Source organism: Streptomyces pseudovenezuelae (assembly GCF_029892565.1).
GTDB classification, from domain to species: domain Bacteria; phylum Actinomycetota; class Actinomycetes; order Streptomycetales; family Streptomycetaceae; genus Streptomyces; species Streptomyces pseudovenezuelae_A.
In genome coordinates, this window is the sequence record NZ_JARXVH010000034.1 from 20,664 (window position 1) to 44,928 (window position 24,265).

Annotated in this window: 25 protein-coding genes and 6 pseudogenes; 16 read left to right on the forward strand and 15 right to left on the reverse strand. The window is 68.6% G+C overall.

The window, feature by feature from the left end; all coding sequences use genetic code 11:
- Positions 1-10: 10 nt before the first annotated feature.
- Entirely contained in the window at positions 11-1,507 is a 1,497-nt protein-coding gene (locus M2283_RS48720; RefSeq protein ID WP_280883070.1) for a glycoside hydrolase family 43 protein, read from the forward strand.
- Here M2283_RS48720 and M2283_RS52240 read toward each other — a convergent pair.
- Positions 1,504-1,869 (reverse strand): substrate-binding domain-containing protein, encoded by a 366-nt coding sequence (locus tag M2283_RS52240; protein ID WP_432423249.1) that lies wholly within the window; start codon positions 1,867-1,869, stop codon positions 1,504-1,506. The two genes, M2283_RS48720 and M2283_RS52240, sit on opposite strands and share 4 nt — an antisense overlap.
- A gap of 32 nt (positions 1,870-1,901) precedes the next feature.
- Between M2283_RS52240 and yicI the strand changes: the two genes are divergently transcribed.
- Both yicI and M2283_RS48735 read left to right on the forward strand, forming a co-directional pair.
- Positions 1,902-4,196, forward strand: coding sequence for an alpha-xylosidase (yicI, locus tag M2283_RS48730; RefSeq protein ID WP_280883071.1), 2,295 nt, complete (start codon positions 1,902-1,904; stop codon positions 4,194-4,196).
- A gap of 214 nt (positions 4,197-4,410) precedes the next feature.
- Positions 4,411-4,803, forward strand: coding sequence for a hypothetical protein (locus M2283_RS48735; RefSeq protein WP_280883072.1), 393 nt, complete (start codon positions 4,411-4,413; stop codon positions 4,801-4,803).
- Positions 4,804-5,083: 280 nt separating this feature from the next.
- Here the strand turns inward: M2283_RS48735 and M2283_RS48740 are convergent, their stop codons facing one another.
- The 6 genes and pseudogenes from M2283_RS48740 to M2283_RS48765 all read right to left on the reverse strand — a co-directional run.
- Positions 5,084-5,506, reverse strand: a complete 423-nt coding sequence (locus M2283_RS48740) for a nuclear transport factor 2 family protein (RefSeq protein WP_280883073.1) — start codon at positions 5,504-5,506, stop codon at positions 5,084-5,086.
- Between the two features lie 5 nt (positions 5,507-5,511).
- On the reverse strand, positions 5,512-6,318 hold the full coding sequence (locus M2283_RS48745) for an MBL fold metallo-hydrolase (protein ID WP_280883074.1): 807 nt from the start codon (positions 6,316-6,318) through the stop codon (positions 5,512-5,514).
- Positions 6,319-6,343: 25 nt separating this feature from the next.
- The gene (locus tag M2283_RS48750; protein WP_280883075.1) at positions 6,344-6,970 is read right to left on the reverse strand and encodes a DsbA family protein; all 627 of its coding nucleotides are present in this window, start codon (positions 6,968-6,970) and stop codon (positions 6,344-6,346) included.
- 142 nt (positions 6,971-7,112) lie between these two features.
- Positions 7,113-7,607, reverse strand: a complete 495-nt coding sequence (locus M2283_RS48755) for a MarR family winged helix-turn-helix transcriptional regulator (RefSeq protein ID WP_280883102.1) — start codon at positions 7,605-7,607, stop codon at positions 7,113-7,115.
- Between the two features lie 90 nt (positions 7,608-7,697).
- Entirely contained in the window at positions 7,698-8,273 is a 576-nt protein-coding gene (locus tag M2283_RS48760; protein WP_280883076.1) for a response regulator transcription factor, read from the reverse strand.
- Between the two features lie 16 nt (positions 8,274-8,289).
- Positions 8,290-8,901 (reverse strand): annotated as a pseudogene (locus tag M2283_RS48765) (L-histidine N(alpha)-methyltransferase); the annotation flags it as partial.
- Between the two features lie 368 nt (positions 8,902-9,269).
- On the opposite strand from M2283_RS48765, the gene M2283_RS48770 reads away from it, so the two are divergent.
- The 3 genes and pseudogenes from M2283_RS48770 to M2283_RS48780 form a co-directional block, all read left to right on the forward strand.
- The gene (locus tag M2283_RS48770) at positions 9,270-9,935 is read left to right on the forward strand and encodes a TetR family transcriptional regulator (protein WP_280883077.1); all 666 of its coding nucleotides are present in this window, start codon (positions 9,270-9,272) and stop codon (positions 9,933-9,935) included.
- A gap of 100 nt (positions 9,936-10,035) precedes the next feature.
- On the forward strand, positions 10,036-11,424 hold the full coding sequence (locus tag M2283_RS48775) for a helix-turn-helix transcriptional regulator (RefSeq protein ID WP_280883078.1): 1,389 nt from the start codon (positions 10,036-10,038) through the stop codon (positions 11,422-11,424).
- Positions 11,425-11,472: 48 nt separating this feature from the next.
- Positions 11,473-11,625, forward strand: a pseudogene (locus tag M2283_RS48780) (IS630 family transposase); the annotation flags it as partial.
- 222 nt (positions 11,626-11,847) lie between these two features.
- On the opposite strand, the pseudogene M2283_RS48785 reads toward M2283_RS48780, so the two are convergent.
- Positions 11,848-12,135, reverse strand: a pseudogene (locus M2283_RS48785) (transposase); the annotation flags it as partial.
- Between the two features lie 414 nt (positions 12,136-12,549).
- Here M2283_RS48785 and M2283_RS48790 point away from each other — a divergent pair.
- Entirely contained in the window at positions 12,550-13,164 is a 615-nt protein-coding gene (locus tag M2283_RS48790) for a hypothetical protein (protein ID WP_280883080.1), read from the forward strand.
- Between the two features lie 6 nt (positions 13,165-13,170).
- Here the strand turns inward: M2283_RS48790 and M2283_RS48795 are convergent, their stop codons facing one another.
- Entirely contained in the window at positions 13,171-13,515 is a 345-nt protein-coding gene (locus M2283_RS48795) for a hypothetical protein (RefSeq protein ID WP_280883081.1), read from the reverse strand.
- A 526-nt stretch (positions 13,516-14,041) separates the two neighbouring features.
- Positions 14,042-15,001: a helix-turn-helix transcriptional regulator gene (locus tag M2283_RS48800; protein ID WP_280883082.1), complete on the reverse strand. Its 960-nt coding sequence runs from the start codon at positions 14,999-15,001 to the stop codon at positions 14,042-14,044.
- Positions 15,002-15,247: 246 nt separating this feature from the next.
- Between M2283_RS48800 and M2283_RS48805 the strand changes: the two genes are divergently transcribed.
- The 4 genes from M2283_RS48805 to M2283_RS48820 all read left to right on the forward strand — a co-directional run bounded on the left by M2283_RS48805 (position 15,248) and on the right by M2283_RS48820 (position 18,627).
- Positions 15,248-16,093 carry an SDR family oxidoreductase gene (locus tag M2283_RS48805; protein ID WP_280883083.1) on the forward strand — a complete coding sequence of 282 codons (846 nt, stop codon included), beginning with the start codon at positions 15,248-15,250 and terminating at the stop codon, positions 16,091-16,093.
- A 75-nt stretch (positions 16,094-16,168) separates the two neighbouring features.
- Positions 16,169-16,615 (forward strand): nitroreductase family deazaflavin-dependent oxidoreductase, encoded by a 447-nt coding sequence (locus M2283_RS48810; RefSeq protein WP_280883084.1) that lies wholly within the window; start codon positions 16,169-16,171, stop codon positions 16,613-16,615.
- A 345-nt stretch (positions 16,616-16,960) separates the two neighbouring features.
- A complete protein-coding gene (locus M2283_RS48815; protein ID WP_280883085.1) occupies positions 16,961-17,941 on the forward strand; it encodes an aldo/keto reductase in 981 nt (326 codons plus the stop codon).
- 143 nt (positions 17,942-18,084) lie between these two features.
- Positions 18,085-18,627: an NAD(P)H-dependent oxidoreductase gene (locus M2283_RS48820; protein WP_280883086.1), complete on the forward strand. Its 543-nt coding sequence runs from the start codon at positions 18,085-18,087 to the stop codon at positions 18,625-18,627.
- Between the two features lie 55 nt (positions 18,628-18,682).
- Here the strand turns inward: M2283_RS48820 and M2283_RS48825 are convergent, their stop codons facing one another.
- Positions 18,683-18,835, reverse strand: a complete 153-nt coding sequence (locus tag M2283_RS48825; protein ID WP_280883087.1) for a hypothetical protein — start codon at positions 18,833-18,835, stop codon at positions 18,683-18,685.
- A 234-nt stretch (positions 18,836-19,069) separates the two neighbouring features.
- Between M2283_RS48825 and M2283_RS48830 the strand changes: the two genes are divergently transcribed.
- The 4 genes and pseudogenes from M2283_RS48830 to M2283_RS52245 all read left to right on the forward strand — a co-directional run.
- Positions 19,070-19,378, forward strand: coding sequence for a hypothetical protein (locus M2283_RS48830; RefSeq protein WP_280883088.1), 309 nt, complete (start codon positions 19,070-19,072; stop codon positions 19,376-19,378).
- A 48-nt stretch (positions 19,379-19,426) separates the two neighbouring features.
- Positions 19,427-19,678 carry a DUF7713 domain-containing protein gene (locus M2283_RS48835; protein ID WP_432423251.1) on the forward strand — a complete coding sequence of 84 codons (252 nt, stop codon included), beginning with the start codon at positions 19,427-19,429 and terminating at the stop codon, positions 19,676-19,678.
- A gap of 60 nt (positions 19,679-19,738) precedes the next feature.
- A complete protein-coding gene (locus M2283_RS48840; RefSeq protein ID WP_280883090.1) occupies positions 19,739-19,945 on the forward strand; it encodes a hypothetical protein in 207 nt (68 codons plus the stop codon).
- A pseudogene (locus M2283_RS52245) lies at positions 19,920-19,976 on the forward strand (hypothetical protein); the annotation flags it as partial. The gene M2283_RS48840 and the pseudogene M2283_RS52245, both read left to right, overlap by 26 nt.
- Positions 19,977-20,168: 192 nt before the next feature.
- Here M2283_RS52245 and M2283_RS48850 read toward each other — a convergent pair.
- Positions 20,169-21,434 (reverse strand): PP2C family protein-serine/threonine phosphatase, encoded by a 1,266-nt coding sequence (locus M2283_RS48850; RefSeq protein WP_280883091.1) that lies wholly within the window; start codon positions 21,432-21,434, stop codon positions 20,169-20,171.
- Between the two features lie 123 nt (positions 21,435-21,557).
- Between M2283_RS48850 and M2283_RS48855 the strand changes: the two genes are divergently transcribed.
- Positions 21,558-21,857 carry a hypothetical protein gene (locus tag M2283_RS48855; RefSeq protein ID WP_280883092.1) on the forward strand — a complete coding sequence of 100 codons (300 nt, stop codon included), beginning with the start codon at positions 21,558-21,560 and terminating at the stop codon, positions 21,855-21,857.
- Positions 21,858-22,094: 237 nt separating this feature from the next.
- Here the strand turns inward: M2283_RS48855 and M2283_RS48860 are convergent.
- The 3 genes and pseudogenes from M2283_RS48860 to M2283_RS48870 all read right to left on the reverse strand — a co-directional run.
- Positions 22,095-22,385, reverse strand: a pseudogene (locus M2283_RS48860) (helix-turn-helix domain-containing protein); the annotation flags it as partial.
- 67 nt (positions 22,386-22,452) lie between these two features.
- Positions 22,453-23,385: an aldo/keto reductase gene (locus M2283_RS48865; RefSeq protein WP_280883094.1), complete on the reverse strand. Its 933-nt coding sequence runs from the start codon at positions 23,383-23,385 to the stop codon at positions 22,453-22,455.
- Positions 23,386-23,413: 28 nt separating this feature from the next.
- Positions 23,414-24,117: pseudogene (locus tag M2283_RS48870) on the reverse strand (aldo/keto reductase).
- Between the last annotated feature and the right edge of the window lie 148 nt (positions 24,118-24,265).

Sequence of the window (24,265 nt, forward strand, 5' to 3'; positions counted from 1 at the left end):
CTTCACACCGATGACCTCCGCCACCAGCCCGGTGATCCCGGGCTTCCATCCCGACCCCAGCGTCTGCCGGGTCGGCAAGGACTACTACCTCGTCTGCTCCAGCTTCGAGTACTTCCCCGGCCTGCCCGTCTTCCACAGCCGCGACCTGGTCAACTGGACCCAGATCGGCAATGCCCTGGACCGCCCCAGCCAGCTCGACCTCCCTCCGGACACCCCCTCCTCCGGCGGCCTCTACGCCCCTACCCTGCGCCACCACGACGGTCGCTTCTGGCTGATCGTCACCAATGTCGCCTCCGGCGGCGGCAACCTGGTCTACACCGCGACCGACCCGGCAGGCCCCTGGTCCGACCCCGTCCGCGTCCCCGGCGTCCCCAGCATCGACCCCGACCTCGCCTGGGACGAGGACGGCACCTGCTGGTGCACCTACGCCGGGGTCGCCCAGGTCCGCCTCGACCCCTCTACCGGCGAAATCCTCGGCGAGCCCTACCCCGTCTGGTCCGGCACCCCCGGTGCCACCGCGCCCGAGGCGCCGCACCTCTACCGCATCGGCGACCACTGGTACCTAATGCTCGCCGAGGGCGGCACCGAACGCGGCCACAGCGTCTCCATCGCCCGCGGCCCCTCCCCCAGCGGCCCCTTCGAGCCGTGCCCGGCCAACCCGATCCTCACTCACCGCGGCACCAACAAGCCGGTCCAGAACACAGGCCACGCCGACCTGGTGCAGGCGCCCGACGGCAGTTGGTGGATGCTGCTGCTGGCCGTCCGACCCCAGGGCGGCACCCCCGGCTGGCACGTACTCGGCCGCGAGACCTTCCTGGCCCCGGTCAACTGGGAGGACGGCTGGCCCGTGATCGGCGAGGTCGGCGTGGAGCGCGCCGAGCTGCCCTGGCCGGTGGCGGCCCCCACCCCCGAGCCGGAGCGGGACGACTTCGAGCCCGGCGACCTGGCACACCACTGGATCTCCCTGCGCGACCGGCCCACCGAGCTGGTCAGCACCAAGGAGCGCGACAGCTGGCTGACCCTGCGCGCCCGCGGCGCCTCCCTGGACGAGCCCGACGCGGTCCTGCTGGGCCGCCGCCAGCAGCACCTCGCCTTCCGTGCCCGCACCCTGATCGATACGGCCGAGGGCAGCGGGGGGCTCGCCGTGCGCCTGGACGAGTTCCACCACTACAGCATCGAGTCGGCCCCCGGAGGCCGACTCTCGGTCATCGCCAGGATCGGCTCGCTGCGCACCATCACCGCCGAACACACCCTCCCGGCAGGCCCGGTGACCCTCTTCGTCCGCACCGGACCCGCCCCCGAGCCGCACGACGCGCGCACCGGCCCCGACTCCCTGGTCTTCGGCTTCGAGTCCGCCGACGGAACGGCGACCGAGCTGGCCACCCTGGACGGCCGCTACCTCTCCACCGAGGTCGCCGGCGGCTTCACCGGACGCGTCATCAGCCTCTACGCCGCCACCGGGACCGCCCACTTCGACTGGTTCGACTACGCACCCCTGGTCCGCTAGCGCCTGCAGACACCTGTGGCGGTCCCGGTGCCTCCGGACCGCCACAGGCCCCCACCCACCCGTCCGAAGGGACAGCACGTGCACTCGACCGGCTCCACCAGGGGCTGGTGAACCGTCGCCAGCGGCGGCTCCACCCAGGAAGCCACCGGCAGGTCGTCGAATCCGACCACGCTCAGATCGCCGGGGATGGTCAGCCGCAACTCCCGAGCCGCCTGGTCGCCGCCCAGGGCCCGCAGATCGTTGGCGGTGAGGACGGCGGTCGGCCGATCGGCGCGGCCCAGCAGCACCAGCGCCGCCTCCCTTCCAGCCTCGCCGGCCGGCTCCGTCCGCACGAGGCAGCGCACGCTTCCAGCCCACACCATGACGCACCCCGTACGAACGGAGCACCCTCCTGATGAAGTTCACCGACGGCTACTGGCTGGCTCGCCCCGGCTGCACCGCCCGCTACGCCGCCGAGGTATCAGATGTGCAGGCCGACGAACAACGACTGACCCTGTACGCACCCGTCAAGCACGTGCGGCACCGCGGCGACACCCTCAACAGCGCCCTGCTCACCACCGAGTGCTGGTCACCGGCCGAGGGGGTGATCGGGGTACGGACCACCCACCACGCCGGATCGGTCCGGCGCGGCCCGGAGTTCGCGCTACCCGGGGCCTCGGACTGCGCCTCGGACGGCGCCGGAAAGGTGAGCAGGCACGGCGACGTCGTCGAGCTCAGCTCCGGTGAACTGACCCTGCGGGTGGATGCGAGCCGGCCCTGGCAGCTGGAGTTCACCGCCGCAGGCAAGGTACTGACCTCCGTAGGCGAACGCGGCACCGGCTTCGTCGTCGACGCCGAGGGCCGGCACTACATGCTCGGCCAGCTCTCCCTCGGCGTCGGCGAGCTCGTCCACGGCCTGGGCGAGCGCTTCACCCCCTTCGTCAAGAACGGCCAGACAGTGGACATCTGGCAGGCCGACGGCGGCACCAGCAGCGAACAGGCGTACAAGAACATCCCCTTCCACCTGACCAACCGCGGCTACGGGGTCTTCGTCAACCACACCGGACGCGTCAGCTACGAAGTAGGCTCCGAAGCCGTCGGCCAGGTCCAGTTCAGCGTCGAGGACCAGTCGCTCGAGTACTTCGTGGTGTACGGCCCCACGCCCAAGGAGATCCTGGTCCGCTACACCGCCCTGACCGGCCGCCCCGCCCTGCCTCCGGCGTGGGCCCTGGGCCTGTGGCTGACCACCTCCTTCACCACCGAGTACGACGAGGCCACCGTCAACCGCTTCATCGGCGGCATGACCGAGCGCGGCATCCCGCTCAGCGTCTTCCACTTCGACTGCTTCTGGATGCGCGGCCACCAGTGGTGCGACTTCGCCTGGGACCCCGACACCTTCCCCGACCCGCAGGGCATGCTGGCCAGGCTCAAGGACCAGGGACTGCGCGTCAGCGCCTGGATCAACCCTTACATCGCGCAGAAGTCCCCCTTGTTCGCCGAGGGCATGCGCGAGGGCTACCTGGTGCGCCGCGCCGACGGCAGCGTCTGGCAGTGGGACCTGTGGCAGCCGGGGATGGCCCTGGTCGACTTCACCAACCCCGCCGCTGCCGCCTGGTACTTCGGACTGCTGCGCCCCCTGCTCGACCAGGGCGTGGACTGCTTCAAGACCGACTTCGGCGAGCGCGTCCCCACCGACGTGGTCTGGCACGACGGCTCCGACCCCGAGCGGATGCACAACTACTACACCCACCTCTACAACAGGACCGTCTTCGACCTGCTGCGCGCCGAACGCGGCGAAGGCGAGGCCCTGCTGTTCGCCCGCTCGGCCACCGCCGGCGGCCAGCAGTACCCGGTGCACTGGGGCGGCGACTGCGAGTCCCACTTCAACGCCATGGCGGAGTCCCTGCGCGGCGGGCTCTCGCTCGGCCTGTCCGGCTTCGGGTTCTGGAGCCACGACATCGGCGGCTTCGAGGGCACCCCCACACCGACCGTGTTCAAGCGCTGGGTCCAGTTCGGACTGCTCTCCTCCCACAGCCGCCTGCACGGCAGCCACTCCTACCGGGTGCCCTGGGACTACGGCGACGAGGCGGTCGAGGTCACCCGCGAGTTCACCCTGCTCAAGCACCGCCTCGCCCCCTACCTGCAGCGCGCCGCCCAGCAGGCCCACACCACCGGCATCCCGGTGATGCGGGCCATGCTGCTGGAATTCCCCGACGACCCCACCGCCGCCACCCTGGACCGGCAGTACATGCTGGGTGAGGACCTGCTGGTCGCCCCAGTCTTCACCGACGACGGCACCGTCGAGTACTACGTCCCTGAGGGCGTCTGGACCAACCTGCTCACCGGTGACCAGCTCACCGGCCCGCGCTGGTTCCGCGAGCAACACGGCTTCCACACCCTGCCGCTGCTCTGCCGCCCCGACGCGGTCATCCCCCTCGGCGCGGACGACCAGCAGCCGGTGTCCGACTGGACCGACGGCGTCGAACTGCGCGTCCACTCCTTCGCCGACGGCGCCGAACGCACCCTCTCCATCCCCCGCTCGGACGGCCCCGGCGAGGCTGCGTCCTTCCACCTGCGCCGCGAAGGCGACCGACTGCACATCAGCACCGACAGCGGCAGCCCCTGGCAGGTGCGCACCAGTGGCCCGCACAGAGCGCTGCACTCGCTCCCCGCCGGGACAGCCACCGCAGAGATCGCCTTCCCGGCCTGAGCCGGATCCCCACCGGAAGAGCCGAAAGCCTTCAGGAGAGCCTCACCATGACCGACTCCGACCCCGCTCGCCCCGTTCGCTGGGAGCCCCTGCCCGACGGGGTGCGACTGACCTGCCGCGGACTGTCCGTCAAAGCGCACTGGCAGCTCCCGGTGTGCTGCGGGTAGGGAGCCGCCCCGAGGCCGACGGCCCTCCCGTCCTCGCCGCCGGGCCGATGCTCAACCCCGACCGCAAGTGCACGAATGAGCCCTTCAGTCTCGGCGAGAAGGACGGGAACCTCGTGATGACCGACGGCTCCCTCATTCTCACCGTCGAGCTCGCCACCGGCCGGCTCAGCTACCACGGCCCTGACGGGCAGCTCCTCTTCCGTGAACTCTCCGCTGACGCGGTCCACTTCGAACGCCGGGCGCCGTGGTCAATCCTGAAGCTCCGGATCTTCCTCTTCGCCCGGTTCACCCTGGCCGTGTTGCCCTCTGCAGCTGCGGTAAAATGCCTCCGCACTGATGTTATCGACGTACCTGGGAGAGGGTCGGCCGGGGATTTCCTCGTTGCGCAGGTGCCAGAATCGACCGTCCTGGAAACTTGCGCGTTTCTCCCTTGCTTATAGCTTCAGATGCGTGAGCGATGCGTGAGCGGACGCGCTGGCACACGCCGTTCCGGAGCGGACCGACCAACCGGCCACCCCTTGCTGACCTGGGGCGATAGGACAGCGAAGGAGCGGCTGGAAGCAGTCGGCATGATCTTGGCGGGACTCGTACTGCGCAGCTACCCGCCCAAGTCACTGCCGACGGCATCTTCAACAACGTCATGATCCGCAACTACCAGCTCTGTCCACGCACGGCGGCGAAGCACCTGACGGGCCACACGGGCTCCGCCGCCGGGACTGCTCAGCTCGTCATCGCCTCACGGACGAGCGCGGTGTCGACGAACTGCTCGAAGCGGACGATCTTTCCGCCGCGGACGGTGAAGTGGTGGGCGACCCGGGCGGCGAGTTGCCTGCCGGTCGCCTTGTTGGCGGCGGTGTAGCGGGCGAGGACGACGACGTTCTCGCCGTCGACGACGTACGTGTCGTCGTGCGCGGTCCACTCGTCCCAGTCCTGGCCGAGCTTCTCCATGACGTTGGCGGTCACCCCCTCGGGAGTGCGATAGGTGCCGGCCAGCGGAAAGCCGGCCATCTCGGTCCACTCCACATCGGGGGCGAGTGTGGCGCGCAGGGCTTCCAGGTCGCCCGCCGCGGAGGCCAGGTACTGCCGGCGGACGACGTCGGCCGGGGCGTCGGAGTGGGCGAAGTCGGAGGTCGGCGTGGTCATGGTCGTCAGCCCCAGGTCATTTCGCCGGTGGCGACCTTGGCACCGATCTGCGCGGCGATCAGCATGCCGTGGTCGGGGTGGCGCCGGACGAGTGCGTCGGTCAGCGAGGCCGCGTCGGTGGCCTTGCCGAGCTCTTCTTCGAAGGCGGTCAGGTACTCGCGCGTGGCCGTGATGGCCGAGGCGTCGGCCGGGGTGCCGGGCAGGCGGTGGCCGGGGACGACCAGTTGAGGGGCGAGTCCGGTCATCTCGTCGAGCAGGTCGATCCAGGCGGCCCGCTGTTCGGGCTTGGCGGTGTCGGCGACCCAGACGTGCTCCTTCTGGAAGAGCAGGACGCCACCGAGGATCGTGCGGTGCTCGGCCTGCCACAGGTAATGGCGGTCGGGCAACTCCGCTCCGCCGCCCTTGAGTTCGAAGCCGTGGCCTTCGAGGGTGAGAGCGTCGGTCAGCGGCTCGATGTCGACCAGGCGGGTGGGCAGGTTGGCTCCCAGCGCCTGCCATGCCTTGAGCTTGCCCTCGTAGGAGTGCTGGATGTGCTCGATGACGTGGTCGGTTGCGACGAACCTGGCGTTGGGAAAGGTGTCGGCGAGGACCTCGGCGCCGAAGTAGAAGTCGGGGTCGCCGTGGCTGATGAAGACCGTGGTCAGCGTCTTGCCGGAGTCGAGTACCTCGGCGGCCAGCCGGTGGCCGTCGGCCCGGGTGAACCCGGCGTCGACGAGCAGGGCATCGGTCTCACCGGTGACGAGGGTGGCGGTCTTGTTCCTGACGCCGACGGGGAAGTCGAGGTCGAGGATCTTGAAGGAGAGCGTGCTCATGAGTACTCCTGGAGGGTGAGGGGGATCAGGACGTCGGGGTGATGCCCAGGGGCGCGAGGCGGTGGGCCACCTCGTCGGCGGTGGCGTGGCCGCGGGCCAGTGGGACGGTGCGCTCGCCGTCGACGGCGAGCAGGGTGGGGAAGGCGGTGACGCCCAGCTCGGCGGTGCGGCGGAAGTCGGCTTCGGCTGCTTCCTTTGTCTCGGACGCCTGGAAAGCGGCGAGTACGAGGTCGGCGTCCAGCCCGGCCGTCTCGGCGACCTGACGGTAGGTCGCGGGATCGGACAGGCTGTGTCCGTCGACGTAGAAGGCGTGTTGCAAGGCGAGAGCCAGTTCCGCCGAGCGGTCGGGGGCGGTCTTGCGCAGGGCTGCGACGCCGCGGGCGGCGGCCTCGGAGTCCATGACGAACGAGCCCTCGGCGGCGAGCCGTTGGTAGCCCTCGCCGAACCGGGCGCCGGTCAGTTGGCTGATGTGGGTGTTGGCCTCCTCGATGAAGCTGAAGCTGCTCATCGGCACGCGGCGCTCACCGGTGAAGAGACCGCCCGAGATCACTTCCACGGGCAGCCCGGGATGGCGGGAGACGACTTCGCGCAGGGTGCCGGAGAATCCGTGCGACCAGCCGCAGTAGGCATCGAAAACGTAGACGAGCTTCACCGAGGACCTCGACAGGGGTGGCGCCCACCCGATGCGGGCGATTCATCTGACCAAACAGTATCTGACTAGTCAGATATTTCCCGATGCCTGTGATCCGCGCCACAGGTGTGGGGGTGATGTCCTTGGACTGGCCCTGCGTAGATCAGCGCAGGCGCGGCAGCACGTCCCGAGCGGTGTGGCTGAGGATGCGAAGGTCCTCGGCGAACCGCTCGCGGTCCTCGACGGGCAGCGGCTCCACGAAGTACCGCTGCACGTTCTCCACGTGCACCCGAGAAGCACGCACCGTCGTCTCCTCGCCCAGCGGAGTGAGCCGCACCAGCTTCCCGCGCCGGTCGTCGGGGGAATCCGCGCGCGCCACGAGTCCCGCGGTCACCATGCGGTCCACCAGCCGTGTGGCGCCGCCCGTGGTCAGAACCTGTTCCTGGGCGATGGTCCGCATGGAGAGGCCCGGCGCGCCCGCCCGTCCGAGGATCAGCAGAACCTCGAACATCAGATGGCTGATCCCGCACTCCTCCTCAAGTGCCCGCCCGAGGAGGTACTCCAGCCGGTTGGCGGCGCCCTGCAGCCGTCCGAACGCGAGGATCAGCTCGTTGTCCGCAGCCTCTTTCGCGGTCTTGATCCCCGCCTGCTTGCTCACAACCTCGCCGCCCTTCGCGTCGTCCCCGGGTGTCACCGTACCGATCATGCCCGGAGAGGCGGGGCGGCAGCGAGATTGCGGCTGCCGGAGCTATGGGGTGAGGTCGAGAAAGCCTCTGCGGGCGGCTTCGGAGACGGCGGCTGCTCTGTTGTCGACCCCGAGTTCCCGGCAGATGCGCACCAGATGAGACTTGATCGTCGCCTCGCTCAGGAAGAGGGACTCCGCGATCGTGCGATTACTGTGCCCGTCCGCCATCAACCGGACGACCTCCTCCTCCCGTCGGGTCAGGTCGCTTCGCCGATCGGCAGCCTGGCCCACGAGATCGCCGACGATCTCCGGCGCCAGGCCCATACCGCCGGCGGCGGCGCTGCGCACGGCCCGGAACAGTTCCTCGAGAGGCCCCGCCTTCAGTACGTATCCGCGTGCGCCGGCCTCCAGCGCACGTACGACGTCGACGCGGCTGGAGTAGCTGGTCAGCATCACCACAGGCAGACCCGGTGCCTTGGCGGTCAGCAGTTGAACGGCCTCCTCGCCGCTGCCCGCTTCCTCGGTCACCTCGATGTCCGGTTCGCCTTCCAGCAAGGCGCGGAGCCCGGCGCGGACCACCCTGTGGTCGTCGGCGATCAGGAGGCGCAGCGGGGAGGTCATCGGGCTGGCGAAAGTCATCACCTCGGGATCGATGTCACTCGACGGGTTCATCGCTGGCCCGGCCGAGTGCGGTTTCGAGCACCTGTTTGCCTGGCACCGCAACGGGGACGTGGAGGTACCGTCCGCGGATCAGATCGAGCGCGGCGATCTTCACCCTTTGGCGGATGCGGGAGCGCAGCCGCATCTCGATCCACTCCTGCCTCGGGTCCCACACGGCGACGTGGTCGAAGGTGGCCGGGTCGAAGGCGGCGTCCAGTTCGCGGTTGATGACGGTCAGCACGTTCTTGTTGAACGCGGCCGTCACACCCTCCCGGTCGTCGTAGGCGGCGACCAGGGTCGCTTCGTCCTTGACCAGGTCGACGCCCAGCAGCAGCCCGTCCCCGGGAAAGAGGAGAGAGCGCAGACTCGACAGGAGTCCGGCGCGCTCCACGGGCAACAAGTTGCCGATCGTGCCGCCGAGAAAAGCGATCAGTCTGGGCCGGGGTGTGCCCGGCAGGTACAGGCCGGCGGTGAAGTCCCCGATCAGCGCATGGGCGGTCAGGCCGGGACGCTCGGCGAGCAGGGTGTGTCCGGCCTGGGTGAGGGCGCTCTCTCTGACATCGAGGGGCACATAGGTGTCCAGGTCCGGCGTTGGCGCATCGGCCTCGGCCCGGTGGCGTGCTGTGGGACCGCTGGTCGCATGACAGATGTCATACGAGGACATGACGGCGGCACACGCGAACGTGCGCTTTCGGCACTACTGACACTTTCTTGGCCCCTCCAGTCTGAGGCGCGTGGAGATACAGCGCTGCATCGGTCCCCGCTCAGGTAGGCGATTGACAGGTCGACGGCATGTCTGGGCGCCATGGGAGCTTCCGCAGGACGGCGGCTGCTTTGCCTTGCCGGGCGGGGAGGCAACGGCGGATCACGCCGTTGTCTTCTTCAAGCCAGGGCGGGTCGCTGGGACGCGTTCCGGCCGTAGGAGCAATATTATGGTTACTCTAAAGTTAGAGTAACCATAGAAAAGGAGGGGGCGTGGGGCTGCGGGAGCTCAAGAAGCAGCAGATGCGAGAGCAGATTGCCGAGACCGCATGGCGGCTGTTCTCTGAGCGGGGCTTCGATGGCGTCACGGTCGTCGAGGTCGCCCGCGCGGCTCAGGTCTCCGAGGCCACGGTGTTCAACTACTTCCCCCACAAGGAAGACCTCTTCTACTCCCGGTTTGAAGCCTTCACGGAGCAACTGGTCGAGGCGGTCCGCACCCGGGAGCGCGGCGAGTCGGCCCTCGCCGCCTTCCGGCGCCGGTTGCTGGCCCCCGGCGGCCTCCTGACGCGGGGCGAGGCCGGAGATGCCGCCGCGCTCACACAGCTCCGCACGGTCAACCAGGTGATCGCGGACAGTCCCGCTCTGCAGGCCCGCGAGCAATGCTCCTTCACCGCCTGCGCCGACACCCTTGCCGCGACCCTGGCCTCCGAGTCCGGCCAACCGGCCGGCGACGTCACCGCCCGGGTGGTGGCCAACGCCCTTCTCGGAGTCCATCGCGCCCTGGTCGACCACGTGCGGCATCGAGTCCTGGCCGACGACGAGCCCGCCCGGCTCGCCGCCGAAGTCCACCGCCTCGCCACCCGCGCCTTCGCGCTCCTGGAAGTCGGATTGCGCGACTACGCCGCCGGCCTGCCGCACCGCACTGACATCCCCGCCTAGGGCACGCCTAGGGCACATTCCGCGCCCTAGGCCCCGCGTGACCGGCGAGACCTGCCGGGCACCCCCGTTCACCTGATGACTGACCACCATCGGAGATCTCATGCTGCGGGTGCATTTCACCCCCGAGGACATCGCACGCTTACGGGTAGCCGCCGCTCCCGATCCCCTGTGGGAGATCGCAAACAGCTTCCAGATCCTGATCACGGAGGAGAACCCTCTCGTGTTCGGCGAGTGGCGACGTCTCGTCAGGCCGCAGATGGCCGCGGCCGACCGGATGCTCGCGCTGCTGCTGCCACCCCGCGGCTACTCACCCGACTTCCTCACACCCGACCTGGACGGCCGTCCCGACCTGGAGAGCGGGGTCGACACGATGCTCGGCACACCGCAGGCCATCCTGCGCCGCGATCTGGCCCGACTCGCCGTCTCCCGCGACTGGTCGCGACGGCCGCCACCCGAGATCCGTGCCCTGTCCGTGGGCGATCTCGGGGCCCTGCGCCGATTACGCTCCGCCCTGCTCGCCCACCACCGGCATGCACTCGCCCCCTACTGGCCGCAGATCAGCGCGCAGGTAGACGCCGACCGCGCGGTGCGCGCCCGGGCAGTGCTGGCGGGCGGCGCCGACGGACTGCTGGCGGGGTTCCGTCCGCTGCTGCGCTGGCAGCCACCTGTACTGGAGGCCGACTATCCCGTCGAGCGTGAACTACGACTCAACGGACGGGGGCTGCTCCTGCAGCCATCCTTCTTCTGTTCCCACAGGCCCGTCACGCTCGCCGCCCCCGACATGCCCCCGATCCTGGTCTATCCGATCCAGCACACCCTCGGCTGGACCCGGGACCGCAGCCACGGACTCAGGGAACGGGGCGCAGACCTGGGCACCCTCATCGGCCACACCCGGGCCGCCATCCTGGAGAACGTCGTGACCGGCCGTACGACCGGCGAACTCGCCCAGCGCTTCGGCATCACCGGGGCCGCCGCGAGCTACCACGCCGCCGTCCTGCGCCGGGTCGGCCTGCTGCTGAGCGAGCGCCGGGGCAAGTACACGCTGCACACCATCACGCCGGTCGGGCTCGCCCTCCTCGACAGCCCGCCGGGTACACCGAACGCGCTGGACGCCCCAAGCGCGGCGCCACCCCACACCAGGCGGCGCGCGCTGATGGCCCAGATCCACGCCTTCATCCGGGACAACCTGGGCGATGCGCAGCTGACCCCGGACGCGATCGCCGCCGCCCACCACATCTCCCTGCGCTACCTGCACAAGTTGTTCCAGCAGGACGGGCACACCGTCGCTGGCTGGGTCCGCGAGCGCCGCCTGGAACAGTGTCGGCGCGACCTCGCCAACCCCCGGCTGGCCGCCCGCCCGATCCACGCCATCGCCACCCGCTGGGGGTTCACCAGCCCCGCGCACTTCAGCCAGGCCTTCCGCAGCGCCCACGGTCTGTCCCCGCGTCAGTTCCGCGAGCAGTGCGCGACAGTGCACGCAGACTACTGATCTCCTCGGGTTGTTGTCGGGTGCTGATCCCTGCGGTAGGCCAGTGGTATGCGGTACGCGCTGGGCGGGGGGTTGACCGCCGAGCGGCGACAGCTTCGGGAACGGATCCCGTACGAGGCCGGTGAACGGTTCGCGTGGGGTGAGAAGACCGCGGTGATCGCGAAGGATCTGCGGGTGAGTGAGCGGTCGGTGGAACGCTGGTGAGGGCGAGTTCCTGCAGGTGCCTGCGCTTGATGCCCGTGGTCTCCAGAGCGTCCCCATCCTGGCCGACCTCGCCTACCAGGGCGGCGGCGCCTGAGTGACTCGCAGATGCGGATGATCCGGTGGGTGCGGGCAGCGGTCAGGTCGCGGGCCCATCTCCAGGTCGCCCGGCCACCAGTGCCCGGCGTGCGTCCACCGCTCGACGACGTCGCGGTTCGATCCGCCGTCGGCCGCCTTCGGCAGCGGCAAGCCGGCCAGCATGCGGCGCAACCGCGTCGGCTCCAGCCAACCGCGGTCCAATGCCGCGTACAGCACGCCATGCCCGCGCTGGTGCTCGACCACCAGCGACAGCTCGACCAGGGTCTGCACCGGCCCGTCCGCACACAACACCGCGTCCGTGAGCTCGAAGAGCGCGTCCCGGCGAGCGTAGGGGCATTCGTAGAACTCGACCCGAAAGCGGGACAGGATGCCCAATGCGTCGCCTGCCGGCGCGCCGACGGGGAGACTCATACGCAGCGGCCGTTCTCTCGTGCTTAGTGACTCGACATCTCGAAGCGTGGAGAACGGCCGCCCCTGCTGCCACGGGAAGATCCGCAGATCAGCAGGTCGGGTGACCCGCGAGGATAAACGCTAAGGTCAGATCGGGTCGGCCGAGCGGCGGTTCAACGGTGACGGAACGGCTGCCAATTACTGAGTGTGGTGCACCCCATGGCTGCGGACTGTCTTGCCTTCACGGGAGAGTGACACATCACTCAGCAGGAACATCTGGTCCCGCTCGTGCGTACTATCTCTAGATTCCTGCAGGCTGCCGCAGTGGTGTCCTGCGGGACATCCGGTCACCGCAGACCGAATATCTCCATCCACTGGCGCATACGGTTCCTGCTTTTCACCACCGTGCTCGCGCACAGCAGAAGGGCCCATGTCATGTCTGAAATCCAGACCAGCGGTACAGAATTGACGTCGCAGTACATCGCCCAGATCACAGGTGATCTGGAGCGCAACACCAAGGAGCAGGAGCGCATCGGGGCGGACGTCGAGGCCCTGCAGGAGCAGCTGCGCACTCTGCAGCATGACCACACCATGTTGGTGAACATGCAGCAGGCGCTCGGCAGCGCGAGCCCCGCCGCCGAGGTGGACACCAAGGCCGCTGTGTCCGTGTCCCGCCAAGCTGCCGCCGAGTCCAAGCGCAGCAAGCCGAAGAAGACAGCCGCCGCGGATGCGGGCAAGGCAGCGCCCAAGAAGCCCTCCACCGAGGCCTCGTCCGCCAAGGCAGCCGGCAAGCCGTCCCTCGTCGATCTGATCCGCAACCACCTTAAGCAGCAGAACGAGCCTCGGTCGGCTGCCGAGATCTCCTCCGCACTCACCCAGGCCCACCCCGACCGCACCATCAAGACCACCGTGGTGCGCACCACGGTCGAAGGGCTGGTCGCCAAGAGCCACGCCCACCGCACCAAGCAGGGCTCATCCGTCTTCTACACCGCCGCCACCGCGCCACAGCCCACCGAGACCGAGCCGCAGCCGAAGGCGGCAGCCAACTGAACAGTCTCAGGAGCACCCACGACACAACCAGCGGGACCGGTTCCGGTGTCGCCGGACCAGAATGTCAGCCCGCAGGAGCCAGGCGGCGGGCCGCGGTCCAGGACTGCACGGGTGCAGAACACTGGGGAACATGGGCTCACCGGGCGCCTGCAGGTCGTCGCCGAAACGAGGGCGGATCTCCGTGAGCCACAAGGCCAGCAGGACGTCGACGCCGTCGATGCCCGGGACCAGGCGTACTTTGGGTCCACCGCCCACGCTGCCCTTGCCGAAGCGGACGTGGAGCTTGCCGAAGCCTCCCAGGTCCGAGTACCAGTCGGCGATGTCCAGCATCACCGACTCGTTGATCCGCAAGCCCCCACCGCCACAGCGACGCCATCACATAGTTGTGGACCGCTGGCAGGTACTTGCGCATGTGGACCACCTGGGCACGCCAGTCGCTGAACAACCCGGCTACCTCCCCCGCTCGAGGGCGGCACCCGTACCCGGCCGTGGTCGGGGCGCCGGGGCCGGTGGAACTCATCGACTGGCTGCGCCACCCGCCAGCCCGTCTGCCCTTGCACCTCCAGCTGGTAGCGGGCGATGACGAAGGCGTAGAAGCGGGGAGGGTGTTCGCCCGGTCATAGACCGTCGTCCGCGCCAGCCAGCCACGCATCCACGTCCGTCGGCTGCACCGCCCACAACACGCGCCCCAGGAAGGCCGTGAACTGCGTGAGCGTCTTACGGTCGTTCGCCACCAACCGAGCGGGAGTGCAACGTCAACCCGTGGGTCTCGTATAGACGGTTGTGCCGTCCTTGACCTCGACAAGTCGGTGACGGATCGTGCCGCTGCGCCGGAGACGTTGACGACTCCTGCGGATCGGCACGCGGGGCTCGTCGGTCAGTCGGGTGTCTCGGCCGAGTCGGCGGGCTCGGAGTCGTCGACCGGCGTGGATCGCTCGATGTCGTTGTTGGTCGCGGCCCAGCTGGCCAGCAGGTTCAGGGCGTCCTGCGAGGGTGAGTCGGGCTCGGCGGTGTAGGTGAGGAGGACCTGGCTGGGGCCGTCGCCCAGGGGGAAGGTCTCGAAGGGCAGGTCGAGGTCGCCGACGACCGGGTGGTGAAAGAGTTTCACTCCGGTGGTGTGGATACGGACGTTGTGGGCGGCCCAGCGGTGACGGAATTCCTCGCTGCGGGTGGACAGTTCGCCGATCAGGTCCGTCAGCCGCCGGTCGTAGAGATCGCGGCCGGCCTCGGCTCGCAGCATGGCGACCGTGTCGCCTGCGACCTTGTCCCATTCGCGGAAGAACTCGGTCGCGTGCGGATCGAGAAAGACGAACCGGGCGTTGTTGGGCGGCCGCGCCGGGTCAGCGTAGACCGGGGAGAACAGGGCGCGCCCGAGGTGGTTGGCGGCCAGGATGTCCCCGCGTCCACTGAGAATGAACGCGGGCGTGCCGCTCATCGAGTCCAGGACGCGCTGCACCGCGGGCCGCACGCGCTGCTGGGTCGGCCGGCGGCGTGGCGGACGGGTCGTGCCGGCGCCGCGCAGGAGGTCCAGCAGGTGGATGCGCTCGGCCTCGTCGAGCTGAAGTGCCTGCGCGATGCCGTCGATGACGCTCTCGGAGACGCCGGTGGCATTGCCACGCTCCAGGCGGGTGTAGTACTCGCTGGAGATGCCCGCAAGCAGGGCGACCTCCTCGCGGCGCAGCCCGGCGACCCGTCGGCGCTCTCCCCCATATGAGGGCAGTCCGGCCTGCTCAGGGGTGACCCTGGCCCGTCGCGTACCCAGGAATTCACGGATCTCCACCCGGAAATCATCGCGAATATCGTGATTGGTGCCATTGGGGTCGTTTCTGCCTGCCATGGGCTCCACTCTACGAGCGCTTCCGCCCTGTTGGGGGTCCCTGTCAGTGACCCCCTCATCAGGGACTCCCACACTCCCGTGACAACCGGTTCTGTTGGTAGTGCACCGCCCACGGCGGTGCGAAGGACCAGGGACAGGGCGGCGCTTGCCGCCGGCCTCCCGCCCCTCTGCAGTGCCGTCGGCGCTGCACGCAACCCCACCGCACACACAGGGTGCCGGATCACGGCGCCTGAAAGGACCCCCCTCATGAGCAAGGTCATTCTCGTCACCGGTGCCGGACGCGGTCTGGGCACGGACATCGCCCGCGAGGCCCTCGCCGCCGGCCACCAGGTCGTCGCCACCGGCCGCCGCCCCGACGAGGTCGAGAAGACCCTCGGTGGACCGCAGGACAACCTGCTGGTCACCAAGCTCGACGTCACCAGCGTCGAGGACGCCGAGGCCGCCGCGCAGGCCGCCGTCAACCGCTTCGGCCGCATCGACGTCCTGATCAACAATGCCGGGAACCTTGTCGCCGGCTACTTCGAGGAGATCTCGCCCGCGCAGATGCGCCGGCAGTTCGAGACGAACCTCTTCGGCCCGATGAACGTCACCCGCGCCGTCCTGCCCGTCCTGCGCAAGCAGCGCGCCGGGCACATCATCACCATCACCTCGACCGCCGGACTGGTCGGCATGGAGTTCACCTCCGCCTACGCCGCCTCCAAGTTCGCGGAAGAGGGTTGGATGGAGTCCCTGCGATACGACGTCGAGCCGTACAACATCCACACCACCGTCGTGGAACCCGGCTACTTCCGCACCGAATTCCTCGTGGACGGGTCCCCCACCTGGCCCGAGCTGTCCATCGACGACTACGCCCCGCGCACCGCCCCGACGATCGAGGGCATCAAGAGCATCAACGGCAAGCAGCCCGGGGACCCCGCCAAGCTCGCCCGCGCCCTGCTCACCATCGTTGGCCAGGACAAACCGCTGCCGCGCTTCGTCGCCGGCGCGGACGCCATCGAAGCCGCCGAGGCCAAGGCGAAGGAACTCCTCGCCCAGGCCCAGGCATCCCGCGAGCTGGGCGGCGCCCTGGCCTACGACGACGCCCACGCCTGAGCAACACGACCCTCATCCCGGCCGGGGTGGAGGCCGCCGCCGGGCGCAATCTTCGACAGCATGGAGAAAGGCAACATGCCGCTCAAAGGTGAGTACGAGCCGAGCGCGGCGCAGCTTGTGCGTGACCAGGTGGAGCTGTACGAAGGCTCCGCAGGTACGGAAGGAACGACGCTGCAGGACCTGGATGTGGTCATCCTGACGACCCTGGGCGCGAAGAGCGGCAAGATCCGCAAGGTCCCGGTCATGCGGGTGGAGCACGACGGCTCCTGCGCCGTGGTCGCCTCCATAGCAGGAGCCCCCAACCACCCGGTCTGGTACCACAACGCGGTGGCCGACCCCCGGGTGGAGCTTCAGGACGGCCCGATACACCAGGACATGCGGGCACGCGAGGCGACCGGGGACGAGAAGGCCGCGTGGTGGCCCCGAGCCGTCGAGACGTTCCCGGACTACGCCGAGTACCAGAAGAAGACGGACCGTGAGATCCCGGTCCTCGTTCTGGAACCGGCGCCCCAGGAGCACTGACGCGGCGCAGCCGTGTCAGCCCGCGGAGTCCCGCCGCCTGTTTCTGGCAACACCAGCGTCTGGCCTGAGCTGACAGCAGCCCGCTCGCATCCCCATGGACGGCCGGTGCGGCGCGCGGCCGCCTGAACGAAGCCCTGCGCATCACCAACGGCCTCGACGTCGAAGTCGTCGGTGCTGACCGACGACGCCCACACCTGAGCAACACACCCCCCGACCGAGGCGAAGGCCGCCGGCGGACACGCCCGCGACAGCTGACTCGCTACCTGCAAAACGGCGCCAGCTGGTGGCACACGGCACTGCACGACCACCGATGGACCTGACGACCGTCACGGCAAGGAGTACCTCATGAAGCACGTATCACTGGGCGGGCTCGATGTCTCCCGCATCGGCCTGGGAGCCATGACCATGGCCGGCACCTACACCACGGGCGGAGGGCTCGACGACGCCGAGTCGATCCGCACCATCCACCGCGCCCTGGACCTCGGAGTCACCCACCTCGACACCGCCGAGATCTACGGCCCCTTCCACAGCGAGGAAATCGTCGGCAAGGCCATCAAGGGCCGCCGCGACGACGTCGTCGTGGCCACGAAATTCGGCCTCGTCTCCCACGCCGGCGACGGCCCCGGCGTCATCGACAGCAGCGCCCACAACGTGAAGACAGCCGTCGAAGGCTCGCTCAAGCGGCTCGGCACCGACCACATCGACCTCTACTACCAGCACCGCGTCGACCCGAACACGCCCATCGAGGAGACCGTCGGCGCGCTGGCCGAGTTGGTCGCCGAGGGTAAGGTGCGCCACATCGGCCTCTCCGAGGCCGGCCCCGAGACGATCCGCCGGGCGCACGCCGTGCATCCGGTGGCCGCGCTGCAGACCGAATACTCCCTGTGGACCCGTGATGTCGAGGCCGAAATCCTTCCGCTGCTGCGCGAGTTGGGCATCGGGTTCGTTCCCTACTCGCCTCTCGGGCACGGCCTGCTGACCGGGCAGATACGCACCGTCGACGACTTCACCGACGACGACTGGCGCAAGACCAACCCGCGCTTCACCGGCGAGAACTTCCACCGCAACCTGCGCATCGTCGACGAAGTACAGGCCATCGGCGCCGAGATCGGCGCCACCCCGGCCCAGACCGCGCTGGCATGGCTGCTGACCCGCGGCGACGACATCGCCCCCATCCCCGGAACCCGCCGGGTCGCACGCGTCGAAGAGAACACCGCCGCCGACGCCGTCGAACTCAGCGCCGCCCAGCTCGACCGCCTGAACAACCTCACACCGGCCGCGGGCGAACGCCACGACGAGGCGAACATGGCCACCATCGACCGCTGACCGCCGACGCCTCTGCGCCCGGCTCAGCCCGCGCTCCTGGACTTCGCGAAGCACTGACGCCCCAGCGAAGTTCCTGAACCGTCCCACCCGACCGACCTCCATCCATCCACTCAGTTCACTGATCACTGAAAAGGTTCTTCATCATGTCCAAGGTTCTCCTTGTCGTAGGCCACCCCGACCTGTCCCAGTCCAAGGCCAACGCGGCGCTCGTGGACGCCGTCCGCGACCTGGCCCATGTCACCGTGCACGACCTCTACGCCACCTACCCCGACTTCCAGATCGATGTCGCCGCTGAACGGGCGCTGCTGGCCGAGCACGAGGTGATCGTCTTCCAGCACCCGGTGTTCTGGTACAACACCACTCCGCTGTTCAAGCAGTGGCAGGACAAGGTCCTCACCCTTGGCTGGGCCTTCACCGTGGACGGTTCTGCCTCGCAGCTGGCCGGCAAGAAGGCTGTCGTCGCCGTGACCGCCGGCGTCCCCGCCGAGCACTACACCCCCGAAGGCGCCAACAAGGCCACCATCGAGACCCTCCTCAGCAACTGGCACGCGACGCTGCGGCTGTGCCAGTTCGACATCCAGCAGCCGATGGTCAAGGTGTACGGCACCGCCTTCGGCCTCTCCGACGAGGACCTGGCCACCGCCGCCAAGCAGTACAACGAACTGCTCGCCTCCTTCGCCGCCTGAACGCGTCCTCACTACACAGCCGCCCCCGCCGATCGCAACGCAGTATGGGCGCAGGTCAGGACCGTGACGTCGGGGCCTGTCGGGGGCGTGCGGGCAGGGGCAGGACGCAGGCGACCAAGCGCAGGGCGTCGTTTTCGAGCGCGAACTGCCGGACGGCCTTCTCGTCCAGGGCGAGCGTGCACCACAGGTCGGTGTTCTCCTGCCTCACCCGTCGCAGGTTCGCCTCTGCCCGTTCGTTGCACACAACGACGCTGGCAACTCCTCAAAACCCACAAAAAACAATGAACACCCTACGCACCGCACCTACCCTTACCGTCGCCTACACAAGCCACCAGCCGACACAAATCACCCGCAGCGCGCTCCTCATATGCGGACCAGCCCCTGCCCACCCACCACCCGAGACTCGAGCGGTAGAACCCGCGGCCATAAAGGTGGCGCAGCTATGGACGAACTACAGGCCGAGACCGGGTGCCGGACATGCGGCCGGGGCCCGGCGGATCAGTGGCTGAACGACGAGGGCCCGCTGTGCGACCCATGTCTGGACGAGCGGATCGCGGCAGCGACGGGCATGCCACGACTGCCGCTCGACCCACCCGCGGTAGAAATCGAGGGCGGGGACGGTCGTCGGCATGTGCCGCGCTACCGGCTGTGGCGGGCGCCCATCGGCATCTCGGTGCGGCTGGTCGAGGAACGTGGCGCCGCTGACGAAGGGGGCGAGTCGGGGTGCTCGGTGACCACGACGCCGACGTGAACCAGCTGGTGGCACAGGTACGGGGCGAGGCTGAAGCGGAGATAGCCGCTGCTACCTGGAAACGCGGGAACGGGATGGCAGCTGGCAGGCGAGGAGGTCGTGGGCCGGCTGATCTGGGATGCCGACGCTGGGCCGTTCCACGTCGTGGTCGACGGACGCGCGCTGTCGTGGCACGACCTGGGCGAAGCGCTGTCGTCGTTCGAAGGCTTCCGGTTCCGGCTGACCATCGAGGACTCCATGGCCGACGCGCGGTCAGAACGCGTCAAGGCAGCGCTGGGCGAGCCCGACACTCCGAGCTGAACGTGAACGCCCAGCTGGCATTGGATCGAACCCGGAGCGTACGCACAGGCGGAGGCCACGATGTCCGAATATCAGCACTATCAGTTCCTTGCCATGGACCGGCCCCTGAGCGACGCGCAGGTCGCCGAGGTCCGCAAGCTGACCTCCCGCGCCGCTCTCACCCGCACCATGTTCGTGAACAGCTATCAATGGGCGGAAGAGGCACCCGATCTGCGACAACAGGGGCCTGGTGCTCCTGGTGATGGTCACCGCGGCCAACGTGAGTGACCGCGACGCGGCCAGGAAACTGCTGTTCCGAATCGCTCTCATCCACCCCGAGATCGCCATCGTCTGGGCCGACTCCGCGTACGCCGGGAAGCTCGTGACCTGGGCTGGCCGGCGGGTTGCAAATTCGGTCTCGGAGGTTCTGCATCTACCCCGGCCAGCGCGGTCCAACTGCGCCGGCCGGGACTGCTCCGGCGCTGAAATGATTCTGGCCAAGGCTGACATATCAGGCGTATGGAGGTTCCGGTGGTGCGGTTCGCTGTCCGGCCATGGGCGAAGCTTCGGTCAGGTCGGCACCGTGGTCGGCGTCGCGTCGGGTGGACTCGGTTCCATACCAGTCCAGGCACATCACGGTGGCGTCGTCGTGCAGGAGCCCGTCATGGGCATGCACGACGTGCTCGATCAGGACACGGGCGGCCTCGCGCGGGTGCAGGTCCTGTGTGCTCTCGATGAGGGCGGGCAGATCGAGGTCCGCTGCGCTGCGCTCCAGCATCCCGTCGGTGAGCATGATCAACCGGTCCCCGGCCCGCAGGTCCAAGCTCTGGACCGTATACGCGTGCGGGGCTATGAATCCGAAGGGCAAGTCGATGGACGGCACGATCTGCTCGACCTTTCCCCCGCGCAGGCGCAGGGGCCAGGGGTGGCCGGCGTTGATGAACTCGGTTCGACCGTCGTGCAGGCTGATACGCAGCAGTTGCCCCGTGACGTAGCGGCCGCCGCTGTGCTCGACCACGGCCTGGTCGGCAGTCTGTGCTTGTTCGGCGAGGCCTGCTCCCTGCCTGCGGGCGCGGCGCAGGGAGCCGACGAGGAGAGTGGCGAGGAGGGCGGCGTCCACGTCGTGGCCCATGGCGTCGGTGACCGACAGCTGGACGTGGTCGCGGTCTATGACGTAGTCGAAGGTGTCGCCGCCGACGAACTCGGCGGGCTCCAAGGCGCCGGCGACCGCGAACTGTGCGGCTTCGCAGGCCAGCGATGAGGGCAGCAGCCGGTGCTGGATCTCGGCGGCCAGGCTCAGGGGGCTGGTGCGCCGGCCCCACTGGTACAGGTCGGTGAAGGGCCGGTTCGCGATGATGATGTATGCCAGGGCGTGGGCGCTCCGGCTGATCTTCAGCAGAGTCTCCGGGGCGGGGTGGTGCGGCAGATAGAGCTCCAGCAGCCCGATCGCGTCCCCGCGGTTGGTGACCGGTGCGATCACCCGAGTCCAAGCACCGCCACTTACGGTCTCCACATGCGGTTGTTGGGTCCGGATCACCCTGTCGTACACGGTGCCGGAGACGGCGATCGGGTCTGCGGGACGCTCCAGGTCGATGTCGTCCGCGGTGCCCAGGCGGACGACCGAGGTGCCGGTGAAGTCGGTGATGAGGAATGACACGGACCGGGCTCCGAGCTGTCTTCGCAAAGTAGCTCCGATGACGTCGACGGACTCCACCGGCGGCGCGGCCTCCGCTGCGGCCAGCGCCTCACCCAGTCCGTCCATTCCGCTGTCCCGCATGGGAGCGCCCTTCCCGCCCGCGCGCCACCCCAGTACGCGCCGGTGACACGACTTTTCGGGCAAGCACGAAATGGCAAACTACCCTACCCAGGAAACGGGTTTCGCCATTCAACATTCGGCTGCGTGGTCGACCAGCGCGTCACCCGCCCCGGCCCCACCCCGCCGCCGCGCAAGCTCCACCTGATCTACCGCTTCCACATCAGCCCCGCCGTCCGAGCCGCCCTCGCCGAACAGGAACTGGACGAACTCCCCGACGGCAGCCACGAGGTCGGCGTGATCGAGTGGGCCAACTACCGCAAGGCCGCCGAGCTGGCGATCTTCCCGCCCATCGGCCCCGCGCTCGCCGCCCTCGCCGACCCCCGCGCCGCCGTCACCAACGCGGCCCTCGACGCCGTCACCGACAAGAACTACACATGGGTGTGATCAATCGACCGCGCCGGCACCCTGGCACCACAGTCCCAAAGCCGCCGATCTCGCCCCACCGGCCGCAGCAGACGATCGACCTCAGCGCCGCTGGGTGAAGTAGGTCATCATCAATCAAGTGGGCGCCACCCGCGCGGCTGATGACAGCCATATGGACCGGCGGAACGCTCAGCAGAACGCCGAGAACGCCCAAGACCCGTCAGGGCCCGGTCCCAGAACGGCCGGGCCCGCGCCGTGGTCCTCCCAGCCGTGCTCGGCGGGTGGGCGCGCCGACTCCTTCTCCAACTCCGCGAACTGGCCGTCGGACAGCCTGGGCACTTTCGGCGGCCCAGCGGTGGCGAGGGCGTCCATCCCGCCCTCCCGCCAGGCACGCCGCCAGCGTTCCACCGACCGCTCACTCACCCGCAGATCCTTCGCAATCACCGCGGTCTTCTCACCCCGCGCGAACCGTTCACCGGCCTCGTACCGGATCCGCTCACGAAACTGTCGCCGCTCGGCGGTCAGCCCGCCGCCCTGCGCGTACCGCATATCACCGGCTACCGCAGGGATCACCACCCGACAACAACCCGAGAAGATCAGTAGGAACGGGCAGAGGTTAGGGCACTGTGTATCCGGCGGCGCGGAACAGTTCGTACCATTCGGATCGGGTGAGCGGGATGTCGGAACCGAGCGCGGCGGCCGTGACGCGTTCTGGCGTGGTGGTGCCGAGCACGACCTGCATCTGCGCGGGATGACGCGTGATCCAGGCGACCGCGATCGCCTCGGCTGGCACGCCGTATTTGCTGCTCAGCCGGTCGATCACCGCGTTCAGCTCGGGGAAGCGTTCGGAACCGAGGAATGGGCCGTCGAAGAATCCGGCCTGGAAAGGCGACCACGCCTGGATGGTGATGTCGTGCAGGCGGCAGTAGTCGACGATTCCGTCATCACGTACGACCGACTGGTCAAGGCCCTGCATATTCGCCGCGACGCCCTGCGCGATCATCGGCGCGTGAGTGATCGACAGCTGCAGCTGGTTCGCCACGATTGGTTGCGTCACATGCTTGCGCAGCAGGTCGAGCTGTCGGGGGGTTTGGTTGGAGACGCCGAAGGCACGCACTTTGCCTGCCGCCGACAGCTCATCGAAAGCGCGGGCCACCTCCTCCGGCTCGACGAGAGCGTCGGGACGGTGCAGCAGCAGGATGTCGAGATAGTCCGTGCCCAGTGCCTGGAGTGAACCGTTCACGGACTCGATGATGTGGTTGTGAGAGAAGTCGAAGTACGGGCCGTCCTTGACGATGCCGGCCTTCGACTGGATGACGAACTGCTCACGCTCCGACGAGCTGAGCTTGAGGGCTTCCGCGAACCGACGCTCGCAACCGTGATCGTCCGAACCATATACGTCGGCGTGATCGAGGAAGGTGATGCCGGCGTCGCGCGCAGTGTTCACGAGGGTGCGCACCGCCTCGTCGGTCATGGTCTGGATGCGCATCAGTCCAAGGACGACGTTGGGGACCACCATGTCGGTGCCGGGCAGGGTGAAGGTCTTCATGTAGCTCTTTCGCTGTGGCTTGAACGTTTCAGGTGGACAGAAGTGCGGTCCGGTCGGCGGCGAGCTCGATGCCGGCCGCGGCTGCGGAGTCGCGGATGCTGGCGGAGCGCAAGGCCCCGGGGACCGGAATGACGACGGGGACGAGTGCGAGCTCCCACGCGAGCGTGACTCGGTAGACACTGGTGCCCGTCTCGTCGGCGACCTGTTGGAATGCACTGTGCCGTTCTGCGAGCCCCTTCGCGTTCGCGATGCCGCCGAACTCACAGGCAGGAAGGCTATGCCGAGATTGGCGCAGTGCTCGGGTTCTCGCACCGACCGAGTGCGCGTAGAGGACGGCGAGGTCGGGGCCGTGGAACCGCTAGAGACCGATCGCGTCGACGCCGAGGCGGCGGGCGGACTCCTTGACCGCGCGCTTGAGGTACTCAGGATCTCCGTTGCGTGTCCACGTGCCGTCGCCGGGACACAGGTGGCCGCCCTTGGTGGCGACGAGCACGTCGCCGGCGTCCACGCCGTAATCGCGCAGTGCCCGGGCGATGAGTTCCTCGTTGTGGCCGACCTCGTTCGCATCGCTGTGGTACGCGTCGGCCGTGTCGATGCGGGTGACGCCGGCGTCGAGTGCAGCGTGGATGGTGGAGCTCGAACGCTGCGCGTCGGGGCGCCCTTCGATCGACATCGGCATCCCGCCAAGCCGATCGCGGAGATGGTCCGGTCGCCGATGGTGCGCTGCTGCATGAGTTTCCTTCTCTCGGACGCCGTAGCGAGTGTGCAGTGCGACGTCGCGTGTTCACTCTAGAAATCGCTGTTCTAGAAATCCAACAGCTGTTGGTTCTGGTATTCAGAACTGTGGGATGTAAATGGATCTGCGCCATGCGTGCCTACC

Coding starts and splice junctions, on each gene's coding strand:
- M2283_RS48720 (WP_280883070.1), top strand. CDS start 11: ATGACCTCCGCCACCAGCCCGGTGATCCCGGGCTTCCATCCCGACCCC.
- M2283_RS48815 (WP_280883085.1), top strand. CDS start 16,961: ATGAAGCACGTATCACTGGGCGGGCTCGATGTCTCCCGCATCGGCCTG.
- M2283_RS48830 (WP_280883088.1), top strand. CDS start 19,070: ATGGACGAACTACAGGCCGAGACCGGGTGCCGGACATGCGGCCGGGGC.
- M2283_RS48865 (WP_280883094.1), bottom strand. CDS start 23,385: ATGAAGACCTTCACCCTGCCCGGCACCGACATGGTGGTCCCCAACGTC.
- M2283_RS48800 (WP_280883082.1), bottom strand. CDS start 15,001: ATGGCAGGCAGAAACGACCCCAATGGCACCAATCACGATATTCGCGAT.
- M2283_RS48810 (WP_280883084.1), top strand. CDS start 16,169: ATGCCGCTCAAAGGTGAGTACGAGCCGAGCGCGGCGCAGCTTGTGCGT.
- M2283_RS52240 (WP_432423249.1), bottom strand. CDS start 1,869: ATGGTGTGGGCTGGAAGCGTGCGCTGCCTCGTGCGGACGGAGCCGGCC.
- M2283_RS48840 (WP_280883090.1), top strand. CDS start 19,739: ATGTCCGAATATCAGCACTATCAGTTCCTTGCCATGGACCGGCCCCTG.
- M2283_RS48760 (WP_280883076.1), bottom strand. CDS start 8,273: ATGACTTTCGCCAGCCCGATGACCTCCCCGCTGCGCCTCCTGATCGCC.
- M2283_RS48740 (WP_280883073.1), bottom strand. CDS start 5,506: ATGACCACGCCGACCTCCGACTTCGCCCACTCCGACGCCCCGGCCGAC.
- yicI (WP_280883071.1), top strand. CDS start 1,902: ATGAAGTTCACCGACGGCTACTGGCTGGCTCGCCCCGGCTGCACCGCC.
- M2283_RS48735 (WP_280883072.1), top strand. CDS start 4,411: ATGCTCAACCCCGACCGCAAGTGCACGAATGAGCCCTTCAGTCTCGGC.
- M2283_RS48775 (WP_280883078.1), top strand. CDS start 10,036: ATGCTGCGGGTGCATTTCACCCCCGAGGACATCGCACGCTTACGGGTA.
- M2283_RS48820 (WP_280883086.1), top strand. CDS start 18,085: ATGTCCAAGGTTCTCCTTGTCGTAGGCCACCCCGACCTGTCCCAGTCC.
- M2283_RS48790 (WP_280883080.1), top strand. CDS start 12,550: ATGTCTGAAATCCAGACCAGCGGTACAGAATTGACGTCGCAGTACATC.
- M2283_RS48850 (WP_280883091.1), bottom strand. CDS start 21,434: ATGCGGGACAGCGGAATGGACGGACTGGGTGAGGCGCTGGCCGCAGCG.
- M2283_RS48745 (WP_280883074.1), bottom strand. CDS start 6,318: ATGAGCACGCTCTCCTTCAAGATCCTCGACCTCGACTTCCCCGTCGGC.
- M2283_RS48805 (WP_280883083.1), top strand. CDS start 15,248: ATGAGCAAGGTCATTCTCGTCACCGGTGCCGGACGCGGTCTGGGCACG.